The 16,700-nt window shown below is 42.7% G+C and carries 21 protein-coding genes; 13 read left to right on the plus strand and 8 right to left on the minus strand.

From position 1 onward, the window contains the following. Positions 1-21: 21 nt before the first annotated feature. From NX903_RS08615 to aprX, 4 genes are all read right to left on the minus strand, one after another. On the minus strand, positions 22-1,239 hold the full coding sequence (locus NX903_RS08615; RefSeq protein WP_086343859.1) for a cytochrome P450 family protein: 1,218 nt from the start codon (positions 1,237-1,239) through the stop codon (positions 22-24). A gap of 230 nt (positions 1,240-1,469) precedes the next feature. After that, on the minus strand, positions 1,470-1,826 hold the full coding sequence (locus NX903_RS08620; RefSeq protein ID WP_086343860.1) for a hypothetical protein: 357 nt from the start codon (positions 1,824-1,826) through the stop codon (positions 1,470-1,472). A gap of 78 nt (positions 1,827-1,904) precedes the next feature. Beyond that, complete coding sequence (locus NX903_RS08625) at positions 1,905-2,729, minus strand: MBL fold metallo-hydrolase (protein ID WP_080479557.1); 825 nt, start codon at positions 2,727-2,729, stop codon at positions 1,905-1,907. 109 nt (positions 2,730-2,838) lie between these two features. Further along, positions 2,839-4,167, minus strand: coding sequence for a serine protease AprX (aprX, locus tag NX903_RS08630; RefSeq protein WP_077670754.1), 1,329 nt, complete (start codon positions 4,165-4,167; stop codon positions 2,839-2,841). A gap of 224 nt (positions 4,168-4,391) precedes the next feature. Here aprX and NX903_RS08635 point away from each other — a divergent pair, with 224 nt between their 5' ends. The 3 genes from NX903_RS08635 to NX903_RS08645 all read left to right on the plus strand — a co-directional run bounded on the left by NX903_RS08635 (position 4,392) and on the right by NX903_RS08645 (position 6,134). Then, entirely contained in the window at positions 4,392-4,625 is a 234-nt protein-coding gene (locus NX903_RS08635) for a hypothetical protein (protein WP_014476869.1), read from the plus strand. A 279-nt stretch (positions 4,626-4,904) separates the two neighbouring features. Continuing rightward, the gene (locus NX903_RS08640; RefSeq protein ID WP_003245758.1) at positions 4,905-5,612 is read left to right on the plus strand and encodes a poly-gamma-glutamate hydrolase family protein; all 708 of its coding nucleotides are present in this window, start codon (positions 4,905-4,907) and stop codon (positions 5,610-5,612) included. 69 nt (positions 5,613-5,681) lie between these two features. Then, complete coding sequence (locus tag NX903_RS08645; RefSeq protein ID WP_003231775.1) at positions 5,682-6,134, plus strand: OsmC family protein; 453 nt, start codon at positions 5,682-5,684, stop codon at positions 6,132-6,134. A gap of 13 nt (positions 6,135-6,147) precedes the next feature. Here the strand turns inward: NX903_RS08645 and ebrB are convergent, their stop codons facing one another. The 3 genes from ebrB to NX903_RS08660 all read right to left on the minus strand — a co-directional run bounded on the left by ebrB (position 6,148) and on the right by NX903_RS08660 (position 7,243). Beyond that, complete coding sequence (ebrB, locus tag NX903_RS08650) at positions 6,148-6,501, minus strand: multidrug efflux SMR transporter subunit EbrB (protein ID WP_014476870.1); 354 nt, start codon at positions 6,499-6,501, stop codon at positions 6,148-6,150. A 13-nt stretch (positions 6,502-6,514) separates the two neighbouring features. Beyond that, positions 6,515-6,832, minus strand: a complete 318-nt coding sequence (gene ebrA, locus NX903_RS08655) for a multidrug efflux SMR transporter subunit EbrA (protein ID WP_015483253.1) — start codon at positions 6,830-6,832, stop codon at positions 6,515-6,517. Between the two features lie 135 nt (positions 6,833-6,967). Then, on the minus strand, positions 6,968-7,243 hold the full coding sequence (locus NX903_RS08660; protein ID WP_029317825.1) for a hypothetical protein: 276 nt from the start codon (positions 7,241-7,243) through the stop codon (positions 6,968-6,970). An 88-nt stretch (positions 7,244-7,331) separates the two neighbouring features. Between NX903_RS08660 and NX903_RS08665 the strand changes: the two genes are divergently transcribed. The 9 genes from NX903_RS08665 (at position 7,332) to NX903_RS08705 (ending at position 14,205) form a co-directional block, all read left to right on the plus strand. Then, a complete protein-coding gene (locus tag NX903_RS08665; protein ID WP_003231769.1) occupies positions 7,332-7,745 on the plus strand; it encodes a YmaF family protein in 414 nt (137 codons plus the stop codon). A 99-nt stretch (positions 7,746-7,844) separates the two neighbouring features. After that, positions 7,845-8,789 carry a tRNA (adenosine(37)-N6)-dimethylallyltransferase MiaA gene (gene miaA, locus NX903_RS08670; protein WP_086343861.1) on the plus strand — a complete coding sequence of 315 codons (945 nt, stop codon included), beginning with the start codon at positions 7,845-7,847 and terminating at the stop codon, positions 8,787-8,789. 39 nt (positions 8,790-8,828) lie between these two features. Further along, entirely contained in the window at positions 8,829-9,050 is a 222-nt protein-coding gene (gene hfq / locus NX903_RS08675) for an RNA chaperone Hfq (RefSeq protein ID WP_003221097.1), read from the plus strand. A 195-nt stretch (positions 9,051-9,245) separates the two neighbouring features. Further along, positions 9,246-9,518: a YmzC family protein gene (locus NX903_RS08680; protein WP_014479841.1), complete on the plus strand. Its 273-nt coding sequence runs from the start codon at positions 9,246-9,248 to the stop codon at positions 9,516-9,518. An 81-nt stretch (positions 9,519-9,599) separates the two neighbouring features. Continuing rightward, the gene (locus NX903_RS08685) at positions 9,600-9,830 is read left to right on the plus strand and encodes a hypothetical protein (protein ID WP_003245262.1); all 231 of its coding nucleotides are present in this window, start codon (positions 9,600-9,602) and stop codon (positions 9,828-9,830) included. A gap of 243 nt (positions 9,831-10,073) precedes the next feature. Continuing rightward, positions 10,074-10,466, plus strand: a complete 393-nt coding sequence (nrdI, locus tag NX903_RS08690) for a class Ib ribonucleoside-diphosphate reductase assembly flavoprotein NrdI (RefSeq protein ID WP_003231758.1) — start codon at positions 10,074-10,076, stop codon at positions 10,464-10,466. Then, on the plus strand, positions 10,426-12,528 hold the full coding sequence (gene nrdE, locus NX903_RS08695; RefSeq protein ID WP_038828297.1) for a class 1b ribonucleoside-diphosphate reductase subunit alpha: 2,103 nt from the start codon (positions 10,426-10,428) through the stop codon (positions 12,526-12,528). Before nrdI ends, nrdE begins: the two co-directional genes overlap by 41 nt. Before the next feature lie 17 nt (positions 12,529-12,545). Beyond that, positions 12,546-13,535, plus strand: coding sequence for a class 1b ribonucleoside-diphosphate reductase subunit beta (nrdF, locus tag NX903_RS08700; protein ID WP_003231754.1), 990 nt, complete (start codon positions 12,546-12,548; stop codon positions 13,533-13,535). A gap of 49 nt (positions 13,536-13,584) precedes the next feature. Next, the gene (locus NX903_RS08705; protein ID WP_003245105.1) at positions 13,585-14,205 is read left to right on the plus strand and encodes a hypothetical protein; all 621 of its coding nucleotides are present in this window, start codon (positions 13,585-13,587) and stop codon (positions 14,203-14,205) included. A gap of 63 nt (positions 14,206-14,268) precedes the next feature. On the opposite strand, the gene cwlC is transcribed toward NX903_RS08705, so the two are convergent. Next, positions 14,269-15,033, minus strand: a complete 765-nt coding sequence (gene cwlC, locus NX903_RS08710) for a sporulation-specific N-acetylmuramoyl-L-alanine amidase (RefSeq protein ID WP_086343862.1) — start codon at positions 15,031-15,033, stop codon at positions 14,269-14,271. A gap of 641 nt (positions 15,034-15,674) precedes the next feature. Here cwlC and spoVK point away from each other — a divergent pair. Beyond that, positions 15,675-16,643: a stage V sporulation protein K gene (gene spoVK, locus NX903_RS08715; protein WP_003231746.1), complete on the plus strand. Its 969-nt coding sequence runs from the start codon at positions 15,675-15,677 to the stop codon at positions 16,641-16,643. The last annotated feature ends 57 nt before the right edge of the window (positions 16,644-16,700 follow it).

Consider the following 16,700-nt stretch of genomic DNA (forward strand, 5'->3'; position numbering starts at 1 on the left):
TAAAAGGGGGCGTTTTGAATGTTATTTTGAAAGAGAAACAGGGAGACTTTCTAATCCTCTTAAAAAGACATTTTTTCTCCATTGAATGTCATCAGGCGCAACCGCAAGTTCAATATCAGGAAATCTCTTCAAAAGTGCGTTAAATGCAATGTGGCCTTCCAGCCTGGCAAGAGGCGCTCCTAAGCAGAAATGAATGCCAAAACCGAAAGAAATATGTCTGTTAGGCGACCGATTTATATTTAATATTTCGGGGTTCTCAAAAAAATTCGGGTCGCGATTGGCCGATCCGATCCCTATAAAAATCATGTCTCCTCTTTTGATCGAATGCCCCTTATATGTAAAGTCTTCGATGACCCACCGATTTGCCATCATAACGACAGGTGAGGTGTATCGCAGCAATTCTTCAACCGCTGTAGCGATCATTTCAGGATGCTGCTTGAGCTTCTCACATTCCTTCTTGTGCTGCAGCAATGCGAGGGTGCCTGAGCCGAGTAAGTTAACAGTCGTCTCAAGGCCTGCTACAACGAGCAAGAACAGCATCGAATAGAGCTCTTTTTCGCTTAACTTGCTGCCGTTTTCCTCAGCATGCACAAGTTTGCTGATTAAATCGTCTCTTGGCTTTATTCTTCTGTCATGGATCAGCTTGGAGATATAATCTTTAAATTCACGAAGAGCCTGATTTGTCAGCTCTCTGTTACCTTCAGAGGTATCAACCATCGCATTGGTCCAGATTTGAAACTGTGACCGATCTTCTTTTGGGATTCCCATCAATTCAGATATAACAATAAAAGGCAAAGGGGAAGCGAAGGATTTCATGATATCCGCTTTATTTTCTTTTTCCATTTCATCTAAAAGCTGTTCAGCAATTTGTTCAATGCTGCCGCGCAGATTTTCAATGGTTCGGGGAGTAAATGCTTGATGAACAAGTGATCTCAGGCGGGTATGGTCAGGTGTGTCTTTTGCCAGCATATGATCGGATACAAAATCGATATCTTCACTAACGTTGAGCATTTTGATTTGTTCTTGGTTCATCACATTTTTTACGTCTCTTGTAATTCGATTGTCTTTTAAAAAGGCCATACAATCATCGTATCGGGTAATTAACCAGGCCGGATATGTGGCTCCGAACCGTTTTAATTCAAATCGGTGAATGGGCTCTTCCTCTCTAAATCGTCCTAAAACTGAAAAAGGATTGTGATGAAACTCTTTACCATGCGGATGAAACATCAATTTTTCCATTTGCATTCTCCTCGCCTAATAGGGTAAATAGATGAATCAAATTGCTGAACTAGTTTACAAAAAACAGAATGATTTGAAATGTAATCCTGTCTCTAAAACTATATATCTATTTTAGGAGTCATTCAATAGGGTGAAGAACGAAAAAAGTGAAAAAACGGCTCGATATAAAGCAGCGCCTTTGAACGAAAGCTCAAAGGCGCTACGCTGTATTATTTTGATGAAAGTGGCTTTCAGCTGTGCTGGATATCAATTGTATATACTGCACGATCTGTTATGACCTTCAATCCTTCGTTTTCTTGGTGAATATGAATGTCACCTAATAAAGGAATCTCATAGGCATTTTGCGGAAGCGGTACGTTTCCGTCCTCAGTGAATGTTGTTCCTTCGCCTTCTAAAACGAGCTCTTCTTTCGCAACATAATCATCAGGATGATTCGTACTGCGTATAGCCACTTTTTGAAGGTGGAGAACAATCTGATCCAAGTCTGATATCTCTTCATCATGGGTCAATTCACCTTTTCTAATATCAAGCGTCTGGCCGACTTTTGATTCCAGCCATTGAGAAAGCTGTTTATTCGTGTGTGCCATCAATATTCCTCCTTTTGATCTACACGATACTATTCCCAATTGCTGCATCTTTTACACGGAAAAGAGCCGCCTCACTCTTTATGTATGAAACAATTCGCTGTTGAGAGCCTTGATATAGCGTACGGCAGAACGCTGGACCGCTTCGCCGGCATTTTCTTTGACAACTTTAGAAAAAGCATTGTAAAGCCGGTTGAATTGAAGCGGTTTTACTTTGGCTGCTATTTCTTCAACTTTGGAGGCGGGAAGGGGAATGAGATTTGGGTAGCTGTACATAAAGCTGACCCAGTTTCGGTCCGCCGCAACCGTAATGATATCTCCGGTCAATAGACAGCCTTTCCCTTCATTGCCCTTGCTCCAATGCAAAACAGCACCGCCTTTAAAATGTCCGCCCAGTCGGTAAAGGTCCAGTCCCGGCTTCACGTTGAGCGTTTCCCCTGACCAGAAGTGAATGTGATTGCTTGGCCTTGTCACCCATTCTTTATCATCCTCATGGATATAGATCGGCGCCTGAAACGCTTCAGCCCACTCAACTTGAGTAGAGTAATAATGTGGATGAGACAAGGCGATGGCTTGAATACCGCCTAATTCGTTGATTTGGTCAATTGTCTTTTGGTCAAGATATGTCATGCAATCCCACAGCACATTGAAGCCCTTATGCTGGATAAGATGAGCTGTTTGTCCGATCGCAAACTCTGGTTCAGTTTTGATGCTGTAAAGATGCTCTTCTTCCTTTTTGAGGATGTTTTGAAGGTTTCCTTTCTCACGCATGTCTTCAAGGGTTGTCCAACTTTGTCCATCGGGATGAATATACTGCCTTTCATCCTCGCAAATCAGACACGAGTTGGGCGGATCTACAGTCTGTGCATGTTGCACACCGCATGTGTTGCAGATATAATATGGCACTTTCTTCACTTCCTTCATCTATTTTCCATTATTTTACCTTATGATTATGAATATTCAAACAAAAAACCGGCAGTTCTGCTGAGAGAGAATTGCCGGCTTTTGATGATGTTTATTGGCCGGGAACGGAATTTTCTGCGTTGACAGCGCCCGCTCCGTACACATTTGGATCTTCATCTTTCCATTTGTCCGTGCCGTTTTTCAAAAGCTCTTTTACTTCATCAGGGGTAAGATCCGGGTTGTGCTGAAGAATTAAAGCTGCGATTCCTGCGCAAATCGGTGTTGCCATCGAGGTTCCTGACATTGTAAAGTACTGAGACCCTACACGGCTTGACTTTTGGAGCTTATCAATATAAGAATTCGGAGAGCGAAGGGAAATAATATTAACACCCGGCGCTAAAATATCGGGCTTTTCTTTCCCATATACTGTCGGGCCGCGGCTTGAGAAGGAAGCGACAGTATCATCATCGCTGCTTGCAGTATTGTTATCGTCAAGCGCACCTACTGTAATCACCTTTTCGCTCACGCCCGGGCTTGCAATGGTCTGCGAATCAGGGCCTGAGTTTCCGGCAGCGACACAGACGACAATCCCTGCGTTCCACGCTTCTTCAACCGCTCTGACTAACGGATCTTCCTGTTCATGATCATATCTAAGGGCATCGCCCCCGAGCGACATGCTAATAATATCAATCGGTTCATCGGGGTTGTCCTCATTGTATTGAATACACCACTCAACACCCTCTATAATATCTGCTAACGTTCCTGAACCCTGCTTGTTTAATACCTTTACGCCGATGAGATTGGCTTCCGGTGCAGGTCCGCGGTATTGGCCGGAAGAGGATGCGCCGCTGCTTGCAACATCACCTGCACAGTGTGTGCCATGACCATTATCATCGTACGGCTCTGTTTTTTGATTGACCATGTCCGCGAATCCGATAATTCTGCCTTCTAGATCAGGATGCGGGTAGATTCCTGTATCGACAACAGCGACAGTAACACCTTTTCCTGTCAGGGTTTGCCCGTTTCTGACGACTTCCTTCGCATGGCTTGCTTCGGTTGCCGTGTCTAAAAGCGCTTTGACTTCGCGGTTTAAATACACTTTACGGATATTGCTGCATTCAGAGAGAAGGGAATGTAATGCTGAAGGAGTAACCTCGGCGCTGCAGCAGTTGATTTTGTTGAAGCGGCTTTTTAGCTTGCTGCGTTTTTCTTTTTGCAGCACCTCTCCAGCCATTTGAAAGCCGGTCTCGTGACAGCCTTCCTCAAATTCGATAATGACTGACATTTTTTTTCTGTTTTGCAATTTGGTTTCGAAAAATTTATGCAAGAAGCAAGGAGTCCATTTGAAGGGCTTGTAAAGCTGCAATACGGTTTCCCGTAACGGCCAATCTAGCTTGTGAGCATTTGCTCTCACCATTTGTACCATAGAGTACCCAAACATGTATTTTCCTCCTATTATAAGGTTCTCTGTATACTCTATGAACAGATGATAGGTTTGGTAAGTTTGTTTGTCCTCTGTAAGAGACAGACAAGAGTTTGTTTTTCTGAATCTTTCGCATTAGATACGATAGATTCAGAAGCTGAGGAAATCATTGGGGATTGAAAAAGAACGTTTGTTCGTATTATAATGTGATCATATCAAACTGGGAAGGGGAGAGCAACCGTATGAATTTCTACTTGCACCGATCTTTGGAAAGCCAAATGCCAATCAGCATTATATATATGAAGAAAGACGGAACGATTAGTAAAAGAACGATTATTGTGAGACAGAAAAGCAAAACGAAAATCAAAGCATTTTGTTTTTCGAAACAACAGATCAGAACATTTTTATTGGACTCTATCCTCTCCTGTGATTTTGTGAGAACAAATAAGCAAAATCTCTATTCTGCAGGCCGGTAACAGCTGTCCGTCTCAGCAACCGGGCAGCCTGTTACTAAAACCCTCCTTAAACCTATATACATTTATTTGCCAAGTGAGGTTGTTCCTACCTTTTTTGTCTTTCCTCTCAACCTTTTTTCACTCTTATTTGAAATGAACCGCTAATAACCGTGACAATCAATTGATTTTTTGAAACCGGGAACTTTTTCACTGATGATATTGTGTATACAATGGTAAGATAAAACCTATTGGCTAAACCTCATATAATGAACCGCGCCATTCTTATGAAAGGAGTTAAACATGAGAAGATTTTTACTAAATGTCATATTAGTCTTAGCCATTGTCTTGTTCTTGAGATATGTTCATTACTCATTGGAACCTGAACCATCAAATCAGCCTGATACATATTCAAATTTCAGCAGCTTGGCAGAGAATGAGAGCCCAGCCGATTACGATATTTCATATAATGAGAAAAAAGGAAGCAAAGTCTTAATTATGTCTCCGCATGGCGGAAGAATTGAAGGCGGAGTAAGTGAGCTTGTGCGTTATTTCAATAATGAATACTCTACATACCTGTTTGAAGGGTTGAAGTCCCACGATAACCAAACGCTGCACATTACAAGCACCAACTTTGATGAGCCATTGGCTAAAAAGAAAATCAAGGAGCATCAATATGTGGTGGCTTTTCACGGATATAAAGGAGAGAACAAGAATACGCTTGTAGGGGGAACAGACCGAAAGCGAGCGAAAATGATTGTGAGAGCCCTTGAGCGGAGAGGGTTTTCCGCTGAGTTAGCGTCGTCTAAAAGCGGTCTTGCTGGATTGAATGCCGAAAACATTAATAACCAAGGGGAAACGGGGCTAAGTATCCAGCTGGAAATCAGCCGTGAGCAGAGAGAAGCATTTTTTGATGATTTTTATTATAAAAATAGAAAATACACAAAGAACAGTGAATTTTATGCTTATGTCAGTGCGATCAAAGGTGTCCTGGAAAAAGAGTATTCGTAACAAGCAGATCAGAAGACAAAATAAGAGAAGATCAGTAGACTGAAATAGGATAAAAAAGGAGGCAAAACAATGGCAGATCATCATTTTTATTTAAAAGCGAATTGGCCGGGTAACCGCAATGATGTCGGTACGATTGAAAGCGGAAACCTGATCACATCGATTTCCATTCCTAAAGAAATGGATGGCCCGGGAGAAGGGACCAACCCAGATGAAATGCTTCTCGGGGCGGCAGCGACCTGTTACATTATTACACTTGCAGCGATGATGGAGAGAAGCGGGCTGGAAAAAGAAGACTTACAGATGGAGTCAGAAGGCATTGTCGACGTCACAAAAGGAGTCTTTACATACAAAAAGATCATTCACCGTCCCTCTGTCGTGCTTAAACATGATGCTTCACAAGACGACGTCGCATTGGCGCACAAGCTTTGTAAAAAAGCGGAGTCGTCATGCATGATTTCGCGTGCAATTCAAGGAAATGTCGAGCTGCAGCTTGAAGCCTCTGTGAAACTGGGTGGAGAATAAAGAAAACAGACGGTCACTCACAGACCGTCTGTTTTTTATCTTCAGCGTGGGCTTTCGATTGATTTAGCACGACCACGCCTGCAATGACAAGCGTGAGACCGAATACACCTTTTAAACTGATGGTTTCGCCAAAAAGCAAAAACCCGACAATTGCTGTAAGCGCGGTACCAACGCCCGACCATGTTGCATACGCGCTTGATAAGTCAATTGTTTTTAAAGAAAAGCTTAGAAACGTAAAAGCAGAAAGAAATCCGACTATGACTCCGGCAATGGGCCAGGCTTGTGTAAATCCTTCTGAAAGCTTCAGCATCGTGCTCCCAAACACTTCAGATACAATGGCGAGAGCCAAATAAAGCAATCCTCTCATCTTCATCACTCCTTTACTGCCAATTAAGTAACACGACCCCTGATAGTAATAAAAGAATCCCGATAAGCCCTTTGGCATTCAGATCTTCCTTGAACCATTTTACTCCGATCACTGTCGTCAGCACCGTGCCCGCCCCGCTCCAAGTCGCATAGGAGAGGCTCAGGGGAATATGGTTTAAAGTCAGGGACAGCATATAAAAGGCGAGGGAATAGCCAATGACGACCAAAGCACTTGGCTTCCACTTTTTGAAGCCATCAGATACTTTCAGCATGGCTGCTCCTATCGATTCCGAACATATGGCAATCGTGAGGAATATATATCCTATCAACATCATAAATTCTCCTCACTATATTTTTAGATTAGAAAAAAACTTCAGCTAGAAAAATAGTAGTGTATGCCTATGTATGAGTCAAGAGATTCATTTTCACACACTTAAAAAGACCCCTTTTTAAGGGGCCTTTTGCGTTTAATAATAATAAGGGAACGGGGCATACGGATAATAGGGGTATCCGCCATAAAAATAAGGATTAAATAAAGCGCTTCCTATAAGCCCGCCTGCAAGGCCGCCGATAAACGGTCCTCCAAAAAATCCGAATGGCCGGCCAAACCCATAACCAAATCCGGGTCTTCCAAATCCGTAACCGAACCCGAACGGTCTTCCAAACCCAAATGGTCTCCCGAATCCGAACGGTCTTCCAAATATTCTTGTATCTTCAGGGCTGAAATGCTCTAACTCGTTCATGTTTTCTTTCCTCCTGTAATAAAGTGTAGATGATGCAGTGTATTCACCCTGCCCGGATTTGATTGGGCGAATCGAGGAAAAGGAGGATGTGAACACATTGGGCCTGTATCAGTCTGACTGGTCAAAAGCACCGCCCCACGCACATGCCTATCATGTCAAAACAACGAGAGAACAGGGCCATTATCATCTCATTGAAGGGTTTACTCAGCCGGCAAACGGATCAAATACCGATCAGCATACACATTACTATACAGGGATCACTTCATTTGAAAACGGCCATTTTCATCGGTATTACGGAATCTCAGGGCCGGCAATTCCCTTAGCAGATGGCACACATTATCATGAAATCGAAGAAACGACGTATCTGGCCTACAACGAGCCGATTGAGATCCAGTACGGAGGGGTTGTGTACGATCCCGGAGATGACAGAAGAAAAACGCATCGTCATACCCTGAAAGGAAAGACAAGGGAAATTGTCGGCAATGAGCCGCTTGGCTGGTAGAAGGATGTTTACCGATGCAAAAAAAGGGCAAAATGGATAGGTGGTTGTCCATGTTGAATGCTATAATGGGGGGAGATTTATAAAAGAGAGTGATACATATTGAATAATACGAAGCAGCCCGTTGTCATTTTAGTCGGACCGACGGCAGTGGGGAAAACCAATTTAAGTATTCAGCTAGCCAAATCCTTAAACGCGGAAATTATCAGCGGAGATTCGATGCAGATTTATAAAGGGATGGATATTGGAACAGCTAAAATTACCGAACAGGAGATGGAGGGAGTGCCCCATCATCTGATTGACATTTTAGATCCCCAAGACTCCTTCTCTACCGCCGATTATCAAAGCTTAGTAAGAAATAAAATCAGCGAGATTGCAAATAGAGGAAAGCTTCCGATGATTGTCGGCGGTACAGGGCTTTATATACAATCTGTGCTTTACGATTATACATTTACGGAAGAGGCAAATGATCCCGTGTTTCGAGAGAGCATGCAAATGGCTGCTGAGCGGGAAGGCGCTGACTTTCTTCATGCCAAACTTGCCGCAGCAGATCCCGAGGCAGCAGCTGCGATTCATCCGAATAATACAAGAAGAGTCATTCGCGCACTGGAAATTTTACATACGTCCGGAAAAACGATGTCCCAGCATTTGAAGGAACAAAAACGAGAACTTCTGTACAATGCAGTGTTAATTGGCCTGACAATGGATAGAGACACGCTTTACGAAAGAATTAATCGGCGGGTCGATATGATGATGGAGGCAGGCCTTCTTCCGGAAGTGAAGCGCTTATACGACAAGAACGTGAGAGACTGTCAATCAATACAGGCGATAGGCTATAAAGAGCTGTATGCATATTTTGACGGTTTTGTGACACTTTCTGATGCTGTCGAACAGCTAAAGCAGAACTCGAGGCGGTATGCGAAACGCCAGCTGACGTGGTTTCGCAACAAAATGCAGGTCACATGGTTCGATATGACACCGCCTGTTGATATGGAGCTGAAAAAAAAGGAAATTTTCACACATATAGCAGGAAAACTCGAACTTTAATCGAAACTGTATGATATAGAGAATCAAGGAGGACGAAACATGAAACCGATTAATATTCAGGATCAGTTTTTGAATCAAATCCGGAAAGAAAATACGTATGTCACTGTTTTTTTGCTGAACGGCTTTCAGTTGCGTGGCCAGGTGAAAGGCTTTGATAACTTTACCGTATTGTTGGAATCGGAAGGTAAGCAGCAGCTTATATATAAACATGCGATCTCAACGTTTGCGCCGCAAAAAAACGTCCAGCTTGAACTCGAATAGATCAAAAAATGCCATGTCAAGACATGAGGAAAGGCTGCCGGGGGTTCCCGGCGGCCATTTTTAACATGAATCCACTTTTGCTCCAAGCTTTTTGTGTAAGCTGACCATGCCAAGGCACGGTCTTTTTTTATGAGAACAACATACGGAAGTGAAAATGGTATATTATGTATAAAATGAATTTGGGAGTGATCGACCTTGTTTGAAAGTGAAGCAGAACTGAGACGAATCAGGATTGCACTTGTATGGATAGCTGTCTTTTTACTGTTCGGGGCGTGCGGGAATCAAGATACCATTATTGAAACAGACAGCGGCAATTCAGACTATGAAACGCCTCAGCCCACCTCGTTTCCACTTGAACATAACCATTTTGGCGTTATGGAGGACGGCTATATCAAAATTTATGAGTATAATGAGTCCCGCAATGAGGTAAAGCTGAAGAAAGAATACGCGGATGATGAGCTTGAATAAAATTCACAAGCATTCGAATTTACAAAGCGGATTCCAGCCGCTAAACTAAATACAGACACAGATCAAACAGAGGGTGAAAACATGAAGCATAAAGTGATCGTGAATCATTGGGAAGAAATTTGCGAAGATGATTCTTGCTATGAATACGGAACAAGTATCATTGTGAACGGAAAAGAATTAATCAGAGAAGCGTCAATTATCACTGCTTTGAAGGCGGTTTTAGAAGAGATCGGCGCGGATGTTGAAATAGAAGAAACAGTAGAGAGCGAAAAATGCTGTGATAGCTTAAGAAAAAAAAATCTAGACTACTAAGCAGTTTTTTTTCATGTTATGATAAACATCGGCTAAAAAACGACACCCCGAGTAGGACGAGAGATGATTCTCGTTCTGCTCTCTTTTTTGGGCCCTAATGAGTCTGCCCATTTGCCTGATTTGATCAAAATATGAATTTTTCATAAAAACGAATCTATATATTGTGTTTTTGCTAGAGGGTAGTATACTATATATAGTGTTAGTGATGAGAGATTCATATTTTTTGATAGGTCGTGATAAAACGTGGTACAAATCATATTTGATTCGAAAACAGGGAATGTTCAGCGGTTTGTGAATAAAACAGGTTTTCAGCAGATACGCAAGGTGGACGAAATGGACCACGTGGACACTCCGTTTGTTTTGGTCACCTACACGACAAACTTCGGCCAGGTACCGGCATCAACACAATCATTTCTCGAAAAATACGCCCATCTCTTATTAGGAGTCGCTGCGAGCGGCAACAAAGTATGGGGCGATAACTTTGCAAAAAGCGCCGATACCATTTCAAGACAATATCAGGTGCCGATCTTGCACAAATTTGAACTCAGCGGCACATCTAAAGACGTTGAATTGTTTACTCAGGAGGTAGAAAGAGTTGTCACAAAATCAAGTGCCAAAATGGATCCAGTTAAATAACGAAATCATGATCCAAAAAGATGGAAAATTCCAGTTTGATAAGGATAAAGAGGCTGTACATAGCTATTTTGTAGATTATATCAATCAAAACACAGTCTTCTTTCACGATTTAAAAGAGAAGCTGGATTATTTGGTTGAAAACCAATACTACGAAGAGGAATTCTTAAGCCTTTATTCTTTTGAAGACATTAAAGAAGTGTTTAAGACAGCTTACGCTAAGAAGTTTCGTTTTCCTTCCTTCATGAGTGCGTTTAAATTCTATAATGACTATGCTTTGAAAACGAATGACAAGAAAAAAATCCTCGAGCGTTATGAGGACCGGATCTCAATTGTTGCGCTGTTCTTCGCTAACGGCGACACTGAGAAAGCAAAAGAATATGTAAACCTGATGATCAATCAAGAATATCAGCCGAGCACACCGACATTTCTGAACGCCGGCAGAAAACGCCGCGGTGAACTTGTGAGCTGCTTCTTGCTGGAAGTCAATGATTCCTTAAACGACATTTCAAGAGCGATCGATATCTCCATGCAGCTTTCTAAGCTTGGCGGCGGGGTTTCTCTTAACCTGTCCAAGCTTCGCGCGAAAGGTGAAGCCATTAAAGATGTTGAGAATGCGACAAAAGGCGTTGTAGGCGTCATGAAGCTTCTTGATAACGCGTTCCGTTACGCTGACCAAATGGGACAAAGACAAGGATCCGGCGCAGCGTATTTAAACATTTTCCACCGCGATATCAATGATTTTCTTGATACGAAAAAGATTTCTGCGGATGAAGATGTGCGTGTCAAAACGCTTTCGATCGGTGTTGTCATTCCGGATAAGTTCGTTGAGCTTGCACGCGAGGACAAAGCGGCTTATGTATTCTACCCGCACACGATTTATAAAGAGTACGGCCAGCACATGGATGAGATGGACATGAACGAAATGTACGACAAGTTTGTCGACAACCCTCGGGTGAAAAAGGAAAAAATCAACCCGCGGAAACTGCTTGAAAAATTGGCGATGCTTCGTTCTGAATCAGGCTATCCATACATCATGTTCCAAGATAACGTCAATAAAGTGCATGCGAATAACCATATTTCCAAGGTCAAATTTTCTAACCTTTGCTCTGAAGTGCTGCAGGCATCTCAAGTTTCTTCATACACAGACTATGATGAAGAAGATGAAATCGGTCTGGATATTTCCTGCAACCTGGGTTCGCTTAACATTCTCAATGTCATGGAGCATAAATCAATCGAAAAGACAGTCAAGCTTGCGACAGACTCTTTAACACACGTTTCTGAAACAACTGACATCCGTAATGCGCCTGCTGTAAGACGGGCAAACAAAGCGATGAAATCAATCGGCCTCGGTGCTATGAACCTTCACGGCTACCTTGCGCAAAACGGCATTGCGTATGAAAGCCCGGAAGCGCGTGACTTTGCAAACACGTTCTTTATGATGGTGAACTTCTACTCCATCCAGCGTTCTGCGGAAATCGCAAAAGAGAAGGGCGAAACGTTTGATCAATATGAAGGCTCAACCTATGCGACAGGTGAATACTTTGACAAATACGTTTCTACTGATTTCTCACCGAAATACGAAAAAATCGCCAACCTGTTTGAGGGTATGCATATCCCGACGACAGAGGACTGGGAAAAGCTAAAAGCATTTGTCGCTGAACACGGCATGTATCACAGCTACAGATTATGCATTGCGCCGACAGGCTCTATCTCATACGTCCAATCAAGTACGGCGTCTGTTATGCCGATTATGGAACGCATTGAAGAACGAACATACGGCAACTCAAAAACGTACTACCCAATGCCTGGGCTTGCATCTAATAACTGGTTCTTCTATAAAGAAGCCTACGATATGGACATGTTCAAGGTTGTGGATATGATCGCCACTATCCAGCAGCACATTGATCAGGGAATCAGCTTTACATTGTTCTTAAAAGACACAATGACGACCCGTGATTTAAACCGAATCGATCTGTATGCACATCATAGAGGAATTAAAACCATTTACTATGCAAGAACGAAAGATACTGGGCAAGACAGCTGCCTTTCTTGTGTTGTTTGATTAAAGGAGAGTTTATAGTGACAAAAATTTATGACGCAGCAAACTGGTCAAAGCATGAAGACGATTTTACCCAAATGTTCTATAACCAAAACGTGAAACAGTTCTGGCTTCCGGAAGAGATTGCTTTAAACGGCGATCTCCTCACATGGAAGTACCTTGGGAAAAATGAGCAGGACACTTATATGAAGGTACTGGCCGGACTTACGCTTCTTGATACAGAGCAGGGGAATACGGGGATGCCGATCGTGGCTGAACACGTAGATGGCCACCAGCGGAAAGCGGTGCTGAACTTTATGGCGATGATGGAGAACGCTGTCCATGCGAAGTCGTACTCTAATATTTTCATGACCCTTGCACCGACTGAAACGATTAATGAAGTATTTGAATGGGTTAAACAAAATAAATATTTGCAGAAAAAAGCGCAAATGATTGTCGGGCTTTACAAAGCCATTCAAAAAGATGATGAAATTTCACTGTTCAAAGCGATGGTTGCTTCCGTCTATCTGGAAAGCTTCCTTTTCTACAGCGGTTTCTATTATCCGTTATATTTCTACGGACAAGGAAAACTGATGCAAAGCGGTGAGATCATTAACCTGATCCTTCGTGACGAAGCGATTCACGGCGTGTATGTCGGTCTCCTTGCTCAGGAAATTTATAATAAACAGACAGAAGAGAAAAAAGCAGAGCTTCGTGAATTTGCGATCGACCTTCTGAATCAGTTATATGAAAATGAGCTTGAGTATACAGAGGACTTGTACGATCAAGTCGGACTCTCACACGATGTAAAGAAATTCATCCGCTATAATGCGAATAAAGCGCTGATGAATCTTGGATTTGATCCATACTTCGAAGAGGAAGATATTAATCCGATCGTATTAAACGGATTAAACACAAAAACAAAATCACATGACTTCTTCTCTATGAAGGGGAATGGTTATAAAAAAGCGACAGTTGAGCCGCTCAAAGATGATGACTTTTATTTTGAAGATGAAAAAGAGCAGATATAATATCTGCTCTTTTCGGCTTGAAGGTTCAAATGAGGAGGACGCAGTACCCATGGGAAAAATGGACGAAATGATTTTAGTTGCCCCGCGCGATGATGTGTTTAAGAAAGAAAGCTTAACCTTCCAGGGCGTGTACAGTGAAGATAGCAGAGTAGCCGAAATCATGGCTCAGATTGAAGCGGCCTATCGTGAAATGAGAAGAGGGGACGCAGAAGAAGATCCGCGTTTCAAGCAGCCGATACCTTATGTCGTCATTAAGCGTGAAGATGAAGTTTTTCTTTACGAGCGGCTGGCTGGCGGCGGTGAATCACGACTGCACAACAAGCTTTCTCTCGGCTTTGGCGGTCATATGAACGCCATCGAAGGGGCAGCTTCATTTGCTGAAGTCTTAAAGCTGAACACAGACCGTGAGCTTGAGGAAGAACTGCAAATAAATGAAGAAGATAAACAGGCGATTGTCACACTGGGATTGATCAATGATGATGAAAACAGTGTTGGCAAAGTGCATATCGGTATTCTTTCTGCGCTTCAATTAAAGCCTGGCGCACAAGTGGAAGTGAAGGAGAAAGAACAAATTGCGGGTAAATGGATGAAAGTTTCTGAATTAAAACAGGATGACATCTATAACCGTCTGGAAACATGGTCACAGTTTGTTGTTGATATTCTTGAATAAAAAGACCCGGTTTCTCGCGATGAGGAGCCGGGTTTTTTTATGAGACGCTCGTCCCCGTCTCGGCTATTCTAGGATCACAATAGCGTCAAAGCCGGCATTTTTCGCTCTGGCAGCGAGGGTGTCTGCATTGTCTTTGGATGAAAATGCGCCAATCTGCACTTTGTATAATCCGTCCTTTAAAAGGACAATCGAGTCAAAACCTTTGGCTTCGGCTTTACTTGCGAGCGAGTCGGCATTCGCTTTGACTTTAAATGCGCCGATTTGAACCTTATATAACCCTGAGCTGGAAGTCTTTTTAAGGTTAAAGGCTTGCTCCAGCCCGTTTGCATGTCCTCTCGCTAAGCTTTGAATAAAACTGCTCGTTTTCAGCTTATTTGCATCGGCAACGGTATCAATGAAACCGTTCTCGGTCAAGAGGGCAGGCATTGCCGACTCCCTTAGGACGTGGAAATTCGCTGTTTTTTTGCCGCGATCGGCAAAGTCGACAGCTTGTATCACTTCAGAGTGAATTGTCGATTGATAAGTCGTCGTCGGGGCTCCTACATCTGGATAAATATAGCTTTCAAAACCTGTGCCTCCCCCGGAATTAACGTGAATGGACAAAAAGAAATCTGCTCCCCAGTTATTTGCGGCATTTGTCCGGTCGTTTAAGCTGACATATTGGTCGCTTGTCCGGCTCAGCAGCAGAGAAACGCCTTCATATTCATTAGTTAATATCGTACGTAAGGCTAAAGCGATTTGCAGGGTTAACGTTTTCTCCTGAAGGCCATTACCTGTTGCGCCTGGATCAGACCCGCCATGGCCAGGATCAATAAAAATTTTAACCATTTTTCATCACCTCATTACAGGATATGAAAAAACACGGCTTCTGCTTGTACGATTATCATTCAACTGAAAAATGAGGAAATAACCCTTTCAAATTCGGAAATTATTTCTCGGGAAAGCGCACAATTCAACATGAAGCGACAACAGATACGATCCGACATGAAATCTGTGCATACGCCATATGTTTGTATGTACTATGGGTTCGGTTAACCTGCACTGATTCCTGCTGGTTTTAAGCTTTGCGTTCATATTAAATCAAGCATTTGAAACGTTAATTGATGAGAAAAGCTCCTTTCATTAAAGATACCACTTTATAAATCGAAAAAAAGAAAAACACTTCAGGTATCTTACGGAGGGTAATACGCTTCATACAAAAAAACAGCCCGTTGCATGAAAAAAGGATTGGCGAATGGAGAAAATAATGAGAAAGAAGCTCACTATAATACTCTGACAAAATGATTAAAAACAAAATATCATGGTTTGTCCACCCCATGTCCGTGAATACAATAAGAAATAAAGTATTTCTCGGGAAAGCGCAGGATTCCTTATTGTTCCCGAAAGAAGCAATTGTTTCGACACATGATAGGCGTTTGTCACAATCGGCATCCGCTTGAATATCATATAGAGAGAACAGAGAGGTGAAGATGTTGGAGCGCGCTGTGACTTATAAAAACAACGGACAGATCAACATTATTCTGAACGGGCAAAAGCAGGTGCTGACGAATGCTGAGGCAGAGGCGGAATATCAGGCTGCATTGCAAAAAAACGAAGCAAAGCACGGCATTTTGAAGGAAATCGAAAAAGAGATGAGCGCCTTAGTTGGGATGGAGGAAATGAAACGCAACATCAAGGAAATATACGCCTGGATTTTTGTGAACCAAAAACGCGCGGAGCAAGGCTTGAAGGTTGGAAAGCAAGCGCTGCACATGATGTTTAAAGGAAATCCGGGAACGGGAAAAACGACGGTTGCACGGCTCATCGGCAAGCTGTTCTTTGAAATGAATGTCCTGTCAAAAGGCCACTTAATAGAAGCGGAGAGGGCTGACCTGGTCGGGGAGTATATCGGACACACCGCCCAAAAGACGAGAGATTTAATCAAAAAGTCATTAGGTGGCATTTTGTTTATAGACGAAGCCTACTCGCTGGCAAGAGGCGGCGAAAAGGACTTTGGGAAAGAAGCGATCGACACACTTGTAAAGCATATGGAAGACAAACAGCATGAGTTTATTTTGATACTCGCCGGATATTCACGGGAAATGGATCATTTTCTCTCGTTAAATCCCGGACTCCAATCAAGATTTCCCATCTCCATTGATTTTCCGGATTACTCTGTGACCCAGCTCATGGAGATTGCGAAACGAATGATCGATGAAAGGGAATACCAGCTCAGTCAAGAAGCTGAATGGAAATTGAAAGATTACTTAATGACAGTGAAAAGCACGACAAGTCCCATTAAATTCAGCAATGGACGTTTTGTCAGAAATGTGATCGAAAAATCGATCAGAGCACAAGCCATGAGGCTTTTAATGGGAGACCAATACTTAAAAAGTGACTTGATGACCATCAAAAGCCAAGATCTTTCCATTAAAGAAGAAGCATCTGGATCTGCATAGACCTCTCTGTTTTTGAGAGGTCTGTTTTTTGCTCGTATTTCCGCTTTTCAAAGCAAT

The organism is Bacillus sp. FSL R5-0576 (assembly GCF_038004765.1).
In the GTDB taxonomy this organism is placed as follows: domain Bacteria; phylum Bacillota; class Bacilli; order Bacillales; family Bacillaceae; genus Bacillus; species Bacillus subtilis.